Below are 16,358 nucleotides of genomic sequence, written 5' to 3' on the forward strand. Positions count from 1 at the left end.
CGGCGCCCGGATGGCAGGGTTGGCGAATGGCTTCGCGTGGGCAGTCGACGGTGGACGTGATCGTGGTGGGCCTGGGGTTCGGCGCGGCTTTCGTACCGATCTATCAGGCGCATCCCTCGGTCGGTCGGGTGGCGGTCGCGGACAGCGATCCCGCGCGGCTGGCCGAGGTCGGGGACCGGCTCGGAGTTCATGATCGTTTCGCCGGTCTGGAGGACGCGCTGGCAGCGGACGGCTGGGACGCGGTGCACCTGCTGACGCCGGTCGCATTGCACGCGGATCAGGTGGAGTTGATCTTGGACTCCGGGCGGCACTGCGCGAGTGCGGTGCCGATGGCGACCACGCTGGATGATCTTGACCGGCTGATCGCGGCGGAGGCGCGCAGCGGGCGGAACTATTTCATGATGGAGACCGCCGTCTATTCGCGCGAGTTCTTCCAAGCCTTGCAGCTCAGGGATTCCGGCGCGTTGGGGCGGCTCAGCTACTTCCGCGGCGAGCACCTGCAGAACCTCGACGGCTACCCGCCCTACTGGCTCGGCTACCCGCCGATGCACTACGTCACCCACGCCCTGTCGCCCGCCCTCGCGCTCGCCGACGCCCGGGTCGACACCGTCCGCTGTCTCGGCTCGTCCCGGCTCACGCCGGACCGGGTCGGCGTCGCGGGGGAGGGCTTCGGCACCGAGGCCGCCCTGTTCTCGCTGGTGCCGCGGGACGGGTCGCCGGCCGCCGACGCGCTGGTCGCCAACATCACGATGTCGTTCTTCCAGCTGGGGCGGTCCTACCTGGAGGGCTTCTCGGTGTACGGCGACCAGGGCGCGCTCGAATGGCCGCAGCTGGAGGGCGGTCCGATGAAGCGGTTCGCGATGGAGCCGGCCGCGGCCGGGCAGCGCGGCCGGCCGGTCTCGGTGGTGGACGTACGGCCACCAGGCGCCCCCGAACTCCTGCCGGAACCGCTGCGGCCGTTCACCGACGGCGGCCACGGCGGCTCGCATCCGCACCTGGTGCACGAATTCGTGGCCAGCATCGTCGAGGGGCGGCCGGCCCGGATCGACGCCCGGCGGGCCGCCGAGTTCACCGCACCGGGCATCTGTGCCCACGCCTCGGCGCTGGCCGGCGGCGCCGAGGTCTCCGTACCGGACTATCGGGTCAGCGGGTGATCGCCGGCGTGCTGGTCCAGCCCCAGCGCCAGGCCTCGCCCCGGGTCGGCGCCGGAGCCGGCTCGATCCCCGCCGGCACCACCCGGTAGAGGCCGTAGCCGAGCCGCCGGAATGCGTCGTCCGGCGTCGCCGGATAGAGCGGGATCCACCGGAAACCCGCCAGATCGGGTACGCCGGCGAACGGCGAGCCCATCCGGGCCAGGTGCTCGATCGGCTTGCGGCCGAACGCGTACGCCGGCAGTTCGGCGCGGCCGGCGGCGAGCGATGCGGGCCGCAGGCAGCTGGCGTAGAAGGCGATCCGCCAGCCCAGGTATACCGGCCGGTCGCCGACCAGCTCGGCCAGCGGAACGGTCCGCGGGATCCGGGGCGCGGTCACCGACAACCGGGAGCCCGGCCGGGTCTCGGCGACCACCCGGACCCGGGTCGCGCCGCCGTGCCGGGCCAGGCTGACCGCCAGGTCACCGGAGCGGCCGTCCCGGTTGAGCAGCACCTTGCGGTCGTGATCGGTCTCCAGCCAGACCCGGTCGCCCTTCGCCGGTGTGCCGACCCGGACCACGACCTGGCCGCCCTCGATCGACTCCGGCGGGATCGCGTACCAGCCGCTGCTGAAGCGGCCCTCCGTGATCATGGTCCGGACCGGCACCCCGTCGCCGTTGCGGCCGGGGAAGTCGTGCCCCGGCCGGATCGCGCCGAGGACGCCGTTCGCGGGATCCGGCTCGGCCCGAAGCGACCTCTCCAGGGCACACCGGTTGCCGGTGAGCGTCGCGGCCGACGCGGCGGCCCCCGTGTACCGGCCGGGCCGGGCGAGCGCCGCCTTGGCCAGCGCCAACGGCTCGACCAGCACCGTCAGCGCCAGCCCGGCGACCAGCACCCGGGCCAGAATTCTCGGGGTCCAGCGGCCGATCCGGGTCCGGCCGGCGACGAAGATCACCAAGGCGGCGGCCAGGCCGATGATCATGACCGGCGTGGCCAGTTCGACCCGGCCCAGGTGGATCGGGCCGTCGTCGGACCAGACGCCGAGCCGGGCGACCTCCCACCAGGCGTTGCTCTGCCGCAGCGACAGCCCGGCCGCGACGGCGAGACCCGCGGTGAGCCCGGCCAGCGCGGCGGCCGGCACCGCGGATCGGCTCAGCATCTGCACGGCGACCGCGATCACCAGCCCGGTGATCATGGTCAGCGCGCCGAAGTGGTGGTAGAGCTTCGTCGGGCTGAACATCAAGATCGGGAAGAACAGGAAGTACGACCCCAGCAGCAGCCCGGCCAGCCGGGTCCGCAGCCCGGGCACGGGTGCGAAGCGGCGCCAGCCGGCCGCGACGAAGATCGCCACGGCCAGGGCCGGCCACACCGTGATGTTGCGCGGGAACGACGACTCCAGCAGTTGGGCGTAGCGCAGCCAGTCGTCGTACCAGGCGTAGCTCGGGCCGTCGTGATTGCGGGCCGCGATGCTGGCCAGCGTCGAACCGAGGGTCTGGTCGGCGAACATCGGCAGCAGCGCGATCCCGGCGGCGGCCAGCACGGTGAGCCAGACCGCGGTCGCACCGAGCGCCCGCTGCCGGCGTCCGATGATCTTGATCAGCGACGGCAGCGCGGCCAGGAGCGGCGCGAACGCCACCAGCCCGGTGGGCCCGACCCCCGTGGTCAGTCCGGCGACCGCCGCGGCGGCCGCGATCGGCACGGCGCGGCGCTCGGTCCGGCCGACGTCGACCAGCCAGAGGACGATGATCAACCCGAGCGCGAACCACGGCTCGGGCCGGAGCGAGTTCCCGTAGACGAGCCACGGCAGCAGCATCCCGGCGGCCAGCCCGGCGACCACCCACGGCGAGGGCCGCGCGATCAGCCGCGGCAGCAGGAGATGCCGCAGCACCAGCCAGCCGGCCAGGCCGAGCAGCAGCGGCAGCAGCCGCAGCCAGAGCGGCTCCCAGCCGACCCGGCCGAACAGGTCGATCACGGCGTAGTACCAGCCGAACGGAGCTTCCGGGGTGTTGTACCAGCGGACGTAGTTGCCGTAGTAGCCGTCGACCTGGCCGGTCCGGGCGATCTGGGCGATGAACCCGTCGTCGTCGGTGCCGGAACCGATCATGGCCCAGCCGATCATGATCACGGCGACCGCTGCGTCGGCCGGTCCCGGCCGGAACCGGACCGGTGTCCGGCGCCGAACGGGATCGGCGCGCCGCAGCCCGGCGAACGCCAAGGCCAGGGCGGCCGCGGCCAGTACCCCGATGATGATCTTGAACGCGGACGGCGTCGAGCTGAACTGGGTGTCCGCGACGACGGTGAACCGGACCGGCCCGGCGGCCGGGTCGGTGAACAGTCCGGTCAGCACCGGGCGCCGGTCCTTCGGGTCGGTGATCACGGGCCGGTCGTCGAGCAGGATCGCCGAGCCCGCCGGCCGCAGCCGTACGGTCAGCGTCGAGCAGTCCCGCAGTTGGCCGGGCACGAGGCTCGCCACCCGGCCGCCGGCGGAGGTGATCACCAGCCGCCCGTCCGTCCAGCCGATCCGCAGCGCGTCCCGCGCCAACCGGTCCGCGCCGGCCGTTCCCGGAATCCGGTGATCACCCTGCGCGGCGTTGACCGTGCCGACCAGCGGCGCCGTGGATGTGCCCGGAGCGGCCAACGCGGCGCAGGGCAGCATGATCGACAACTCGGCGGGCCGCGGCGGGCTGAGCGGCAGCGCGACCGAACGCTGCTCGGGCGAGCTGGTCCAGTCGTACCGGGCGGTCTGCTCGATCACGGGTGCGAGGACGTACAACAGGCTGCCGAGGCCGGCGACCACGGCCGCAGCGATCGTCACCGCCCGCAGGGGAACGCGCGACACCCGGGCAATCTGCGGGCCGAAGGTGTCCGGCCGGCGACTCCGGACTGACCTGTCGGTGACGAATGCCCGATTTCGCCGCGTCGAGGTAGATCCCCTCTACGTAGCTCCGATCTACCTTGATGCGTCGTTCCTGCCGGACGGGCCCAGTAGCGTGATCACATGCTGGCAGCGTTGGGTTGGGGCGCGGTAGCGGCGAGTTCGCTGGTGATCGGGGCCGTGCTCGGCATGATCAGGAAATGGCACGCGGGACTGGTCGGTGGCGTCCTCGCGTTCGGCGCCGGCGCGTTGATCTCCAGCGTCGCCTTCGAGCTGGCCCAGGAGGGCCTGACCATCGCCGGGCCGATCCCGGTCGCGATCGGGCTGGCCGCCGGGGCGTTGGCGTTCTTCGCTGCGAACGCGGCGGTGAACAAGATCGGCGGCCGGTCCGGCGGTGGGGCCGGCGGCCTGCCGCTGGCACTCGGCTCGCTGCTGGACGGGATCCCCGAGCAGGCCGTGCTCGGGATCGGGCTGGCCGCCGGCGAGGGAGTCAGCGTCGCGCTGCTGGTCGCGATCTTCATCTCGAATCTGCCCGAGGGAATCGGTTCGGCCAGCGACCTGCGGTCGGCCGGCAAGTCGCCGCGCGCCGTGCTCGGGCTGTGGTGCGTGGTCGCCGTGGCCTGCATGCTGGCCACCCTCGGCGGGTACGGGCTCGCCAGCGTCGCCGGGCCGGAGATCAAGGCGGGCATCGACGGGTTCGCGGCCGGTGCGCTGCTGGTGATGCTGGTCGACTCGATGATCCCCGAGGCCACCGAGAAGGCGGGCAGCCGGGCCGGGCTGGTCACCGTGATCGGCTTCGCCGTCGCCGCGGCCCTGTCCAACCTCGTCTGATCATGGAACCGTACGTCTCCGGCCGGGAGCTGAGCCGCCGCCTCTTCACGGAGATCGTCGGCCCCGCCCTGGCCGATGATCACCCGGACCTGGCCTACAGTGCCGCCCTGCTCGGCCGCGGCTCGGAGGTGCTCGGCTACGACGATCCGCTGTCGGCGGACCATGATCGACAACCCCGGGTGTTGATCTTCGTCCGCGACGGCCAGCCGGTCGAGCCGGTGGCGGCGACGGTCCGGCGGGCGGTTCCGGACCGGTTCGAAGGATTTCCGACCGACCACCGGGTGCAGCCGTTGCGCGACTACGTCCGCGGCCAGCTCGGCGTCGACCAAGATCAGGAACCGACGGTCCGGGACTGGCTGGGCCTGTCCGAGCAGCGGCTGCTGATGATCACCGCCGGCGCGGTGTTCCACGACGAGGCCGGGCTGCAGCAGGTGCGGGACCGGTTCGCCTACTACCCGCACGACGTCTGGCTGTATCTGCTGTCGACGGCCTGGTGGCGGGTGCACCCGGAGGCCAACCTGGTCGGCCGCACCGGGCAGGTCGGCGACGAGCTCGGCTCGGCCCTGATCGGCGCCGACCTGGTCCGCGGCCTGATCCAGCTCTGCTTCCTGATCGAGCGTCGCTACGCCCCGTACCCGAAATGGTTCGGCACCGCCTTCGCCCGGCTGCCCGGAGCCGAGATCCTGCAGCCGCTGCTCACGGCCGTGCTCCGGGCGACGTCCTGGCTAGATCGCGAGGAGGCGCTGATCGCCGCCTACCGGCACGTCGCCGCCCGGCAGAACGCGCTCGGCCTCACCGAACCCGTACCGACCGAGATCGTGCGCCTCTGGGACCGCCCGTTCCGCGTCCTCTGGGGCGACTTCCAGGCCGCCCTGCAGGCCGAGATCCGGGATCCGGAGGTCCGGCGCCTCGTCGACCGCTGGCCCGCCGGCGGCATCGACCGGGTCCGCGACGTCCTGCCCGGCCGCCCCGACCTCGGCCCCCTGCTGGATTAGCCCCAGAAGGCATCCTCGGCGGCGCCGTCCTCGGAGAACAGGTGGACCTTGGCGATCTTGCCGCCGCGGATGGTCAGCAGGTCGACGCCACTCATGTCCATGGTCGCGCCGTCACGGCTGCCGCTGAACCGCACCGGTACGGCGACCAGTTCGCCGTTGATCATGGCAGTGCCGGTGACCTGCAACTGGAACGTGCCCTGGCTCGCTTCCATCATCCCGCCGAGGAGTCGCCCGACCCCGTCAACGCCGACATGGTCGCCGCTGAACTGGTTGGCGCCCGGCTGGTGCCACACCACCTCCGGCGCCAGCAGCGCCATCGCACCCGGCACGTCGCCCTGGGCCAGCGCATCGAAGTAGGTCGCGGCCACGGCGGCCGGCTGCTGTTCGGACATCGGTTCTCCTCGGAATCTGTGATCGAATCGACCCCTATAGTTACGAACGGTTACCTGTTACTTCAACGTAACTAAAGAGGGGAATGGGATCCAGATGGCGACACCGGCCTGGGACGTCCTGGTGGCAACGTGTCCGTCGCGGACCTCGCTGGCGAAGATCGCGAACAAGTGGACGGCCATGATCGTGATCGCGCTCAGCGACGGACCGCTCAGGTTCGGAGAGCTCCGCGACACGGTGCAGGGCATCAGCGGCAAGGTGCTCGCCGACACCCTGCGTGATCTTGAACGCGACGGGATCGTGGAGCGGATCGCGTACAACGAGATGCCGCCCCGGGTCGAGTACGAACTCACCGATCTGGGCCGGACCCTGCACGAACCGTTGGGCGCACTGGGCCGGTGGGCCGAGCAGCACATCGAGCAGGTCCTGCAGGCGCGCGAGACGTTCGATCGGCAGCTGGACGACCAGGTCCTGCTGCCCGCCAAGCGGAGCCGGCGGCGATCGCAGACCGGCGATCGCTGAGCCGGCCCCCGTCGCCTCGCGCTCGCGGGCTGAGCCGTCGATTGGCGTCGCGCACAGGGTGGGGCGGTAGCATCGTCCGATCGTGGAAAGACTCCGGCACTTCCTCTTCGTGCGCCACCGCCACAACTGGCTCCTGTTGATCCGGTTCGGGCTGGTCGGCGCGTCCGGCGTGCTGGTGAACCTGATCAGCGTCGTGCTGCTGAAGCGGGCCGGGCCCCATTTCGACGCGGTCGCGATCGATCTGCCGCTGACCGACTTCAACGTCCGCTGGTACCACGTCTACTCGATGATCGCCTTCCTGATCGCCAACCTGTGGAACTTCCAGCTGAACCGGCTGTGGACGTTCCGGAGCGCCAAGCACAGCGGCTGGTGGCGGGAGTTCGGGCCGTTCCTCGCGGTCGGGCTGGTGGCCCAGCTGATCGGCCTCGGCATCCTGACCCTGCTGATGCACCCGGGCTCGATGTTCTCGCTGCCGTCGGACCTGCTCGACAACTCGACCGGCTTCCGGACCAAGTACTACTGGGCCCAGCTGATCACCATCGGCTTCACGGTGCCGATCTCGTTCGTCCTGAACAAGCTGTGGACCTTCTCCGCCGTCCGCCGCGGCAGCCATGTCAGCTTCGAGGCCGAGGTCGCCGCGGAGGTGGCCGAGGAGGCCGGAGCCGCGCGGGACCAGGAACGAATCGAACCCGAACCGGCCGGCGGGGCGCGGGAGCGGGTCCGGGGCTGACCTCCCCGATTGACCGGAATCCCTCGGTTAGTGTGAAGTACGCTTCCCCGGCCCCGAAAGAGATTGTCGAGACGAGTTAGTCGAGGAACGTGCGGTGTACCTGAAGAGCCTGACCCTGAAGGGATTCAAGTCCTTCGCCTCGGCGACCACGCTCAACTTCGAGCCGGGGATCACCTGCGTGGTCGGGCCGAACGGGTCGGGCAAGTCCAACGTCGTCGACGCGCTCAGCTGGGTGATGGGCGAGCAGGGCGTCAAGTCGCTGCGCGGCGGCAAGATGCAGGACGTCATCTTCGCCGGTACGTCGGGCCGGGCGCCGCTGGGCCGGGCCGAGGTCACGCTCACCATCGACAACTCCGACGGCGCGCTGCCGATCGAGTACACCGAGGTCACGCTGTCTCGGACCATGTTCCGCAACGGCGGTTCGGAGTACGCGATCAACGGCCAGACCGCCCGGCTGCTCGACATCCAGGAACTGCTGTCCGACTCCGGCATCGGCCGGGAGATGCACGTCATCGTCGGCCAGGGCCAGCTCGACTCGATCCTGCAGGCCACCCCGGAGGGCCGCCGCGGCTTCATCGAAGAGGCCGCCGGCGTGCTGAAACACCGCAAGCGCAAGGAGAAGGCGCTCAAGAAGCTGGAGTCGACCGAGGGCAACCTGAATCGGCTGAACGACCTGATCTCGGAGATCCGGCGCCAGCTGAAGCCGCTCGGCCGGCAGGCCGAGGTCGCCCGCAAGGCCGCCGTGATCCAGGCCGAGGTCCGCGACGCGAAGGCCCGGCTGATCGCCGACGACCTGGTCCAGGCGACGCTGGCGATGGAGTCGGACCTGGCCGACGAGAAGGCGATGCGGGAACGCCGCCGCGAGCTGGAGGACGCACTCGAGGCCGCCCGGGAGACCGAGGTCGCCGCCGAGGAGTCCGTACGGGAAGGGCTGCCGCGGCTGACCGCCGCCCAGGAGACCTGGTATTCCCTGGCCGCGCTCAAGGAGCGGGTGGCCAGCACACTGTCGATCGCCCGGGAGCGGATGCGCAACGCCGAGTCCGATCCGGGTGAGGTACGGCCCGGCCGCGACCCCGACGAACTGGACCGGGAGGCGGACGCGGTCGGCGAGCAGGAGGCCGAGCTGACCGCCGAACTGGAGGAGAAGGCCGAGGCCCTCGAACTCGCCAGCGAACGGCGGGCCGAGCTGGAGGAGGCGCACCGGATCGAGGAGACCCGGTTCGCCGGCCTGATCCGGGCCGCCGCCGACCGCCGGGAGGGCCTGGCCCGGCTGACCGGCCAGGTCAACTCGCTGCGCAGCCGCGCCGAGGCCGCCGAAGCCGAACTCGGCCGGCTCAGCGCCGCCCAGGCGGAGGCGGCCGAGCGGGCCGCCGCGGCCGAACGGGCGTTCACCTCGCTGGAGTCGCGGGTGGCCGGGCTGGACGACGGCGAGGAGGGCCTGGACGCCGAGCATGAGTCCGCCCAGGAGGCGCTGGACCGGGTCGAGGCGGAGCTCGCCGAGCTGCGCCGGGCCGAGGCGCAGGCACACCAGGAACGGGCCGCGCTGGTCGCCCGGGTCGAGGCGCTCCAGGTCGGGTTGCGGCGCAAGGACGCTGGTGCCGCCCTGCTCGCGGCGACCGACCAGGTGGCCGGGCTGCTCGGCTCGGTGGCCGCGCTGGTGGGTGTCGAGGCGACGTACGAGACGGCGGTGGCGGCGGCCTTCGGGCACGCGGCCGACGCAGTCGCGGTGACCGACGTGAACGCGGCGATCACCGCCTTCGAACACCTCAAGACCGAGGATTTGGGCCGGGCCGGGCTGCTGCTGGCCGGCGCTCCCGGCTCGGATCGTGCGTCCTGGCCCGCGCTGCCCGAGGGTGTCCGCTACGCCGTGGACGTGGTCGAGTGCAGCGCCGAGTTGCGGCCGGCGGTCGACCGGGTGCTCCGCAAGATCGCCGTCGTGGACGACCTGGCGGCGGCCCGGGATCTGGTCCGGCAGCACGCCGACCTGACCGCGGTGACCCGGGACGGCGACGTGCTCAGTGCCCACTTCGCGGCCGGCGGGTCGTCGGCGCAGCCGAGCCTGATCGAGGTGCAGGCCGCGGTCGACGAGGCGGAGCAGAAGCTGGCCGAGGCCAACCACGCCTGTGAACGGCTGAAGTTCGCCCAGACCGAGCTGGCCGACCGGCACACCCAGGCCAAGCGGGACGTCGAGATCACGCTGGCCAAGCTGCACGAGTCCGACGCCGCGATGGCGGCCGTGGCCGAGGAGCTGGGCCAGCTGTCCTCGACCGCGAAGGGCGCCCGCGGCGAGGCCGACCGGCTGGCCGCGGCGATCCGGCAGGCCGAGGAAGCCCGGGACTCCGACCTGTCCGGGCTGGCCGACCTGGAACAACGGCTGGAGATGGCCAGCGACGAGGCCGAGATCGACGAGCCGGACTCGACCGAACGGGACCGGCTCGGCGAGGAGGCCCGGCTGGCCCGGGCCGCCGAGATGGAGTCCCGGCTCGCACTGCGGACGCTGGAGGAACGGGTCCGCGCCCTGGCCGGCCGGGCCGATGCGCTGCGCCGGGCCGCGGAGAACGAACGCCAGGCGCACGCCCGGGCCGTGGCCCGCCGGGAACGGATGCTCCGCGAGGCCCGGATCGCGACCGCCGTGCATGCGGCCGGCAGCCACCTGGCCGAGCAGGTGGACCGCTCCGTCGCGCTGGCCGCGGCGGAACGGTCCGAGGCGGAGGCCACCCGGCAGGAGGCCGAGGCCGTGCTGACCGAGGTCCGCCGGAAGGTCCGCTCCCTCGGCGCCGATTTCGAGTCGCTGGTCGACTCCGCGCACCGCGAGGAGATGGCCCGGGCCGAGCACCGGATGCGGATCGAGGCGCTGAACGAGAAGGCTATGACCGAGCTCGGCCTGGAGCCGACCGTGCTGACCGAGGAGTACGGGCCGGAGCTGCCGGTGCCGGTGCTGACCCGGGACGACGGCTCGGCCATCACCGACGAGGACGAGCGGCCCGAGCCGGTGCCGTACGTACGGGAGGAGCAGCAGAAGCGGCTCCGCCGGGCCGAACGGTCGCTCGGCCAGCTGGGCCGGATCAACCCGCTCGCGCTGGAGGAGTTCGACGCGATGGAGGAGCGGCACCAGTTCCTCTCCGAACAGCTGGAGGACCTGCGCAAGACCCGGACCGACCTGCTCGACATCATCACCGAGGTCGACGCCCGGGTGGAGCAGGTCTTCGCCGACGCGTACGCCGACGTGGAGAACGCGTTCAACCGGGTCTTCGCCCGGCTGTTCCCGGGCGGCGAGGGCCGGCTGGTGCTGACCGAGCCGGGCAACTGGCTGACCACCGGCGTCGACGTCGAGGCGCGGCCGCCGGGCAAGAAGGTGAAGCGGCTGTCGCTGCTGTCCGGCGGCGAGCGGTCGCTGGTCGCGGTCGCGTTCCTGGTCTCGTTGTTCATCGCCCGGCCGAGCCCGTTCTACATCCTGGACGAGGTCGAGGCGGCGCTGGACGACACCAACCTGGGCCGGCTGCTGGAGATCTACGAGGAGCTGCGCGAGAACAGCCAGCTGCTGGTGATCACCCACCAGAAGCGCACGATGGAGGTCGCGGACGCGCTCTACGGGGTGACCATGCGCGGGGACGGCGTCTCGGCGGTGATCTCCCAGCGTCTCCGTACCGACGCCGAATCGGTCGCCTGACCGAAGCTGATCATGAACCGGCGTGCGGTGACCATGAACGACGTGGCCCGCGCCGCGGGCGTGTCGACCATGACCGTGTCGAACGTGATCAACGGGCGGTCGCGGCGGGTCGGCGAGGCGACCCGGCAGCGGGTGCTGGAGACGATCGAGGAGCTCGGCTACCAGGTCAACGTCGCCGCCCGGCAACTCCGGGTCGGCCGGACCGGCACCGTGGGACTGGCCGTGCCCGACTTCGACTCCGGCTACTTCTCCGAGCTGGCCGACCGGCTGGCCGCCAGGCTCGGTGATCATGAACTGCGGTTGATCATGGAACGCACCGCCGGTTCCCGCGCCGCCGAACTGGACACGCTGACCGCGGCCCGGCTGAGCAGCTACGACGGGTTCGTGCTGAGCGTGGTCGCCGGCGACCGTGATGATCTTGAACGGCTGCGGATCGACACCCCGGTCGTGCTGATCGGCGAGCGCGCCGTGCCAGCCCGGTTCGATCATGTGCTGATGGACAACGTCGACGGTGCCCGGCAGGCCACCGAGCTGCTGCTGCGGACCGGCGCCCGGCGGATCCTGCTGCTGGGCGGCAGCTCGTCGCGCCGGCAGACCATGGCCGCGCTGCGGACCCGCGGCTACCGCACGGCGCACGCCGACGCCGGGCTGCCGGTGCATCCGGAGCTGATCGTGCCGTCGCCGCTGCGGGTCGCCGACGGCCATCGCGTGGTCCGGGACTTGCTCGGGTCCGGGGTCGACTTCGACGGCGTCTTCGCGCTCACCGACGCCGCCGCGTACGGAGCTCTGCGGGCCCTCGCCGACGCCGGGATCACGGTGCCCGACCAGGTGCAGGTGATCGGCTTCGACAACCTCCGGACCAGCGCCTACACCGTTCCCGCGCTGACCTCCGTCGAACCGGACAACGAGGCGATGGCCGACGCGATCTGCACCCTGCTGGTGGAGCGGATCGCCCAGGGTTCGACCCCCGCGCCGGCCCGGGTCGTGATGCCTCCGGCCACCATCGTCCGTCGAGCCAGCACCCTGGCCTGACTCGGTCGCGCCGGCCCTCTCCGCGGGAACTCGTTTTCCCGCGTCTCGGCGGCGGGTTAGGATCGTTGGGTTTCGTCATCGTCGACGGGCTCCCGTCGTTCTCGTACTTCTTCCTGGGTGTTCATGACTCTCTCCACGTCGCCGTCTCGATCGTCGTCCTCCCGTACCGCGAAAGGCCCGACGGCCGACGGCATCGCCGCGGCACCGTCGGCGGGTGTCGTCTTCCGCGAGGGACTCGGGCGGTTGTTCTCGGCGTGCTGGGAACGTCGGCTGATCTTCATTCCGTCGGTGCTCTCCGGCGTCGCGTTCGCCCTGCTGCAGGTGCTGACGTCCACGGTGATCGGCCAGGTGACGCAGGACGTCATCGTGCCGTCGTTCGAGTCCGGGAATCCGGTTCCGGGCGCCGTTGCCGCGGCGGGGTTGCTGGTGGCGGGGATCGCGGTGCTCCGGGCGGTGACGGTGGTGGGCCGGCGCACGCTCGCCTCGGTGACGCAGTTCCACCTGATCGCCGACTACCGGTTGCGGCTGACCCGGCGGCTGTCCGAGCTGCCGTTGCTGTGGCATCGGCGCCAGTCGACCGGCACGCTGCTGTCGACGATGTATTCCGACATCGAGGCCACCTTCTTCGCCATCGCGCCGTTCCCGTTCGCCCTGGCGACGCTGGCCATGCTGGCGTACGCGGTCGTCGTGGTGGCCGGCATCGACCCCGTCCTGTTGCTGATCATGGTCGTCACGGTGGCGATCCTGATGGCGCTGAACATGATCTTCCAGGCCAAGGCGGCGCCGATCGCGCTGGAGTCGCAGCGGCTGCGCGCCGAGGTCTCCGAGATCGCGCACGAGTCGTTCGACGGCGCAGGAGTGGTGAAGTCACTGGGCCGGGAGGACGCCGAGGAGGTACGGTTCGTCGACGCCGCCGACCGGCTGCGCCGCAACGGCATCCGGCTCGGCTACGTCCGCGGCTGGTTCGACCCGGTCATCGACGCGCTGCCCAACGTGGCGATCCTGCTGGTCACGCTGGTCGGCACCTGGCGGATCGGGCAGGGGGCACTGACCACCGGCCAACTGGTGCAGGTCGCCTACCTGTTCACGCTGATGGCGCTGCCGCTGCGCTCGTTCGGCTGGGTGCTCGGCGACCTGTCCCGGGTGGTCGTCGGCTGGCGGCGGACCCGGCGGATCCTGACCGCCCGGGACCGGCTCGGGTACGGGACGAGAACGGCACCGGACACCGGCCGCCCGGCCCGGGTGGAGTTCCAGGGCGTCACCCTCGAATACCGCGACTCGCACTCCGCGACCGGCCGCACCCGGCCGGACGCGGTCGCCCTGCACGAGGTCGATCTCACGGCCGATGCCGAGACCGACGGCCGGGTGGTCGCGATCGTCGGTGCCACCGGCTCCGGCAAGTCGACGCTGACCCTGCTGGCCTCCCGACTGCTGGACCCGACCGACGGCCGGATCACGCTCGACGGGGTCGATCTGCGCGACCTCACCGCCGACTCGCTCGCCGAGTCGGTCGCGCTGGTCCTGCAGCAGGCCTTCGTGTTCGACTCCAGCGTTCGCGACAACGTCACCCTCGGCGAGAACTTCAGCGACGCCGACGTCCGCTGGGCCCTGCGCATCGCTCAGGCCGAGGGCTTCGTCGATGCCCTGCCCGAGGGCCTCGACACGGTGCTCGGGGAGCGCGGCGGGTCGCTGTCGGGCGGCCAGCGCCAACGGATCGCCCTGGCCCGCGCGCTGGTCCGCCGGCCCCGGCTGCTCGTCCTGGACGACGCCACCAGCGCCTGCGACCCGGCCGTCGAGGCCGCCATCCTGGAGGGGATCCACCGCGAGATCACCGAGACGACGCTGCTGGTGGTCGCCTACCGCAAGTCGACGATCGCGATCGCCAGCCGGGTGGTGTTCCTGGAGAACGGCCGGATCACCGCGACCGGCAGCCACGCCGAGCTGCTCGCCGATGTCCCGGCGTACCGAGCCCTGGTCGAGGCGTACGACGAGGCGGCCATCGCCCACGAACTGCTCGAGTCGGAGCGGGCCGAGCTCGAGGACCGTGCCGCTGCGGCGGCGAGCAACGAACGCGCCCGCGCCGAACGCGAGCGGGCGGACGCCGAGATTGCCGAGCGGAAACGGGCGGAACGGGAGCGCGCCGAGCGCGAGCACGGGAAGCGGGAGCCGTCGCCCGACGACCCGGAGGTGTGGGTCGAACTGGCCGAGGAGCGGCACCGCACCGACTGCGACGACGAGGACCGCCTGATGGAGGAACGATGAAAGCCCCCGCCTCGGAGAGCAGCAGCCTGGTCACTGACCGGAACGCCACCGAAGGCACCATCGCCACCATCCGGCGCGGCCTGTCGCTGACCCCGGAGGTCGCCCGCGGCCTGTGGCTGACGCTGGTGCTGGCCGTGATCACGACGGCCGGGAAGATCGTCGTACCGGTGACGGTGCAGCGGATCATCGACGGCGGGATCGTCGGCGCCGAGGCGATCGACCTGGGGTTCGTCGCCGGCAGCCTCGGTCTCGCGGCCCTCATCCTCGCGGGGACGGTGACGGCGAACGTGTTCATGAACCGCCGGCTGTTCCGGGCCTCGGAAACGGCTCTGCGGACGTTGCGTACCCGAGCGTTCCGGCACATCCACGACCTGTCGCTGCTCACCCAGTCCACCGAGAAGCGCGGCGCGCTGGTCTCCCGGGTGACCAGCGACGTCGACACGGTCAGCCAGTTCATGTCCTTCGGCGGGATCATGCTGATCGTGATGAGCCTGCAGGTGGTCATCGCGACCGTCGTGATGGCGATCTACTCGTGGCCGCTGGCGATCCTGACCTGGCTCTGCTTCGTCCCGGTACTGCTGGCGATGACCAAGATCCAGAAGCGGATCCGGTCCCGCTACCAGATCGTCCGGACCCGGGTCGGCGCGATGCTCGGCTCGGTGTCGGAGGCGCTGGTCGGGTCCGCGACGATCCGCGCGTACGGCGTCACCGGCCGGACCAACCAGGAGATGGACGGCGCCGTCGCCGAGGTCCGCGGCGCGCAGTTGAAGGTGCTGCGACCCCAGGCCGTGTCGTTCTCGCTGTCGGAGATGAGCGACGGGTTCACCACCGGCATGGTGATCGTCGTCGGCATCTGGCTGGGCACGTCGACGGACCTGCTGTCGGTGGGTCAGCTGGTCGCGTTCGTGTTCCTGGTGTCGCTGTTCAGCCAGCCGGTCCGGATGGGCATCGAGATGCTGAACGAGGCGCAGAACGCGGTGGCCGGCTGGCGCCGGGTGCTCGGCGTGATCGACACCCCGGCCGACGTCAGCGACCCCGGCGGCGCCATCGACCCGACGACGGGGGAGCGCGGCCCGGCCCGGCCCGATGCGCAGCCGTTGCCGGCCGGCCCGCTCGGCATCGAGATCGAGGATCTGCGGTACGCGTACCCGGGCGGGCCCGAGGTCCTGCATGGCCTGAACATCTCGATCCCGCCGCGGACCCACGTCGCGATCGTCGGCGAGACCGGCAGCGGCAAGACGACGCTGGCGAAGCTGCTGACCCGGATGATGGACCCGACCTCCGGCGCCGTACGGATCGGCGGCATCGAGGTGGACCGGATCCCGTTTGACTCGCTGCGCGGCCGGGTGGTGATGGTGCCGCAGGAGGGCTTCCTGTTCGACGGCAGCATCGCCGACAACCTCCGCTACGGCCGGCCGGACGCGACCGAGCTGCAGATGCTCGCGGCGATGGAGGACCTCGGCCTGCTGGACTGGATCGAGGCGATGCCGCTCGGCCTCGACACCCCGGTGCACCAGCGCGGCGAAGCCCTCAGTGCCGGGGAGCGCCAGCTGGTCGCCCTCGCCCGCGCCTACATCGCCGACCCGGACCTGATCGTGCTGGACGAGGCGACCAGCGCCGTCGACCCGGCCTCCGACGTCCGGCTGCAGGCCGCAATCGAAGGCCTGCAGCGGGGACGGACGACGGTCACCATCGCGCACCGGCTGTCGACCGCCGAACGGGCCGACCTGGCGCTCGTGCTGGACCACGGGCACGTCGTCGAGCACGGCCGGCACGCCGACCTGGTCGACCTGCCGGACGGCATCTACGCGAGGCTGCACCGGGCCTGGGTGGCCCACCGCACCGGTACGCCGCGGCCCCAACCCGTGCACTGACCCAGGCTGACCAGGCTGACAGGTGTCACTGGCGGTGACCCCCGGGT

The 16,358-nt window shown here is 71.7% G+C and carries 11 protein-coding genes; 9 read left to right on the plus strand and 2 right to left on the minus strand.

Going from position 1 to position 16,358, the window contains the following annotated elements; all coding sequences use genetic code 11:
• The first annotated feature begins 26 nt into the window (after positions 1–26).
• Complete coding sequence (locus tag BKA15_RS28385) at positions 27–1,154, plus strand: Gfo/Idh/MocA family oxidoreductase (RefSeq protein WP_179756684.1); 1,128 nt, start codon at positions 27–29, stop codon at positions 1,152–1,154.
• Here the strand turns inward: BKA15_RS28385 and BKA15_RS28390 are convergent.
• On the minus strand, positions 1,144–3,969 hold the full coding sequence (locus BKA15_RS28390; protein WP_179756686.1) for an arabinosyltransferase domain-containing protein: 2,826 nt from the start codon (positions 3,967–3,969) through the stop codon (positions 1,144–1,146). The genes BKA15_RS28385 and BKA15_RS28390 overlap by 11 nt on opposite strands.
• Positions 3,970–4,128: 159 nt before the next feature.
• Between BKA15_RS28390 and BKA15_RS28395 the strand changes: the two genes are divergently transcribed.
• Both BKA15_RS28395 and BKA15_RS28400 read left to right on the plus strand, forming a co-directional pair.
• A complete protein-coding gene (locus BKA15_RS28395) occupies positions 4,129–4,836 on the plus strand; it encodes a ZIP family metal transporter (RefSeq protein WP_179756688.1) in 708 nt (235 codons plus the stop codon).
• Positions 4,837–4,838: 2 nt separating this feature from the next.
• Entirely contained in the window at positions 4,839–5,831 is a 993-nt protein-coding gene (locus BKA15_RS28400; protein WP_179756690.1) for a DUF4037 domain-containing protein, read from the plus strand.
• On the opposite strand, the gene BKA15_RS28405 is transcribed toward BKA15_RS28400, so the two are convergent.
• Positions 5,828–6,223, minus strand: coding sequence for a nuclear transport factor 2 family protein (locus BKA15_RS28405; protein WP_179756692.1), 396 nt, complete (start codon positions 6,221–6,223; stop codon positions 5,828–5,830). The two genes, BKA15_RS28400 and BKA15_RS28405, sit on opposite strands and share 4 nt — an antisense overlap.
• A 94-nt stretch (positions 6,224–6,317) precedes the next feature.
• On the opposite strand from BKA15_RS28405, the gene BKA15_RS28410 reads away from it, so the two are divergent.
• The 6 genes from BKA15_RS28410 to BKA15_RS28435 all read left to right on the plus strand — a co-directional run bounded on the left by BKA15_RS28410 (position 6,318) and on the right by BKA15_RS28435 (position 16,311).
• The gene (locus BKA15_RS28410; RefSeq protein WP_179756694.1) at positions 6,318–6,743 is read left to right on the plus strand and encodes a winged helix-turn-helix transcriptional regulator; all 426 of its coding nucleotides are present in this window, start codon (positions 6,318–6,320) and stop codon (positions 6,741–6,743) included.
• An 82-nt stretch (positions 6,744–6,825) separates the two neighbouring features.
• Entirely contained in the window at positions 6,826–7,473 is a 648-nt protein-coding gene (locus BKA15_RS28415; protein ID WP_179756696.1) for a GtrA family protein, read from the plus strand.
• Positions 7,474–7,567: 94 nt separating this feature from the next.
• Positions 7,568–11,143 carry a chromosome segregation protein SMC gene (gene smc / locus BKA15_RS28420; RefSeq protein ID WP_179756698.1) on the plus strand — a complete coding sequence of 1,192 codons (3,576 nt, stop codon included), beginning with the start codon at positions 7,568–7,570 and terminating at the stop codon, positions 11,141–11,143.
• A 12-nt stretch (positions 11,144–11,155) separates the two neighbouring features.
• Complete coding sequence (locus tag BKA15_RS28425; protein ID WP_179756700.1) at positions 11,156–12,175, plus strand: LacI family DNA-binding transcriptional regulator; 1,020 nt, start codon at positions 11,156–11,158, stop codon at positions 12,173–12,175.
• 123 nt (positions 12,176–12,298) lie between these two features.
• Positions 12,299–14,437, plus strand: a complete 2,139-nt coding sequence (locus BKA15_RS28430) for an ABC transporter ATP-binding protein (protein ID WP_179756702.1) — start codon at positions 12,299–12,301, stop codon at positions 14,435–14,437.
• On the plus strand, positions 14,434–16,311 hold the full coding sequence (locus BKA15_RS28435; RefSeq protein ID WP_179756704.1) for an ABC transporter ATP-binding protein: 1,878 nt from the start codon (positions 14,434–14,436) through the stop codon (positions 16,309–16,311). The genes BKA15_RS28430 and BKA15_RS28435 overlap by 4 nt, the downstream gene beginning before the upstream one ends.
• Positions 16,312–16,358 lie beyond the last annotated feature (47 nt).

This window comes from Microlunatus parietis (assembly GCF_013407955.1).
In the GTDB taxonomy this organism is placed as follows: domain Bacteria; phylum Actinomycetota; class Actinomycetes; order Propionibacteriales; family Propionibacteriaceae; genus Microlunatus; species Microlunatus parietis.

Excerpts from the sequence above, each read along its gene's own strand:
- BKA15_RS28385 (WP_179756684.1), top strand. The coding sequence starts at position 27 with ATGGCTTCGCGTGGGCAGTCGACGGTGGACGTGATCGTGGTGGGCCTG.
- BKA15_RS28395 (WP_179756688.1), top strand. The coding sequence starts at position 4,129 with ATGCTGGCAGCGTTGGGTTGGGGCGCGGTAGCGGCGAGTTCGCTGGTG.
- BKA15_RS28400 (WP_179756690.1), top strand. The coding sequence starts at position 4,839 with ATGGAACCGTACGTCTCCGGCCGGGAGCTGAGCCGCCGCCTCTTCACG.
- BKA15_RS28405 (WP_179756692.1), bottom strand. The coding sequence starts at position 6,223 with ATGTCCGAACAGCAGCCGGCCGCCGTGGCCGCGACCTACTTCGATGCG.
- BKA15_RS28410 (WP_179756694.1), top strand. The coding sequence starts at position 6,318 with ATGGCGACACCGGCCTGGGACGTCCTGGTGGCAACGTGTCCGTCGCGG.
- BKA15_RS28425 (WP_179756700.1), top strand. The coding sequence starts at position 11,156 with ATGAACCGGCGTGCGGTGACCATGAACGACGTGGCCCGCGCCGCGGGC.
- BKA15_RS28430 (WP_179756702.1), top strand. The coding sequence starts at position 12,299 with ATGACTCTCTCCACGTCGCCGTCTCGATCGTCGTCCTCCCGTACCGCG.
- BKA15_RS28435 (WP_179756704.1), top strand. The coding sequence starts at position 14,434 with ATGAAAGCCCCCGCCTCGGAGAGCAGCAGCCTGGTCACTGACCGGAAC.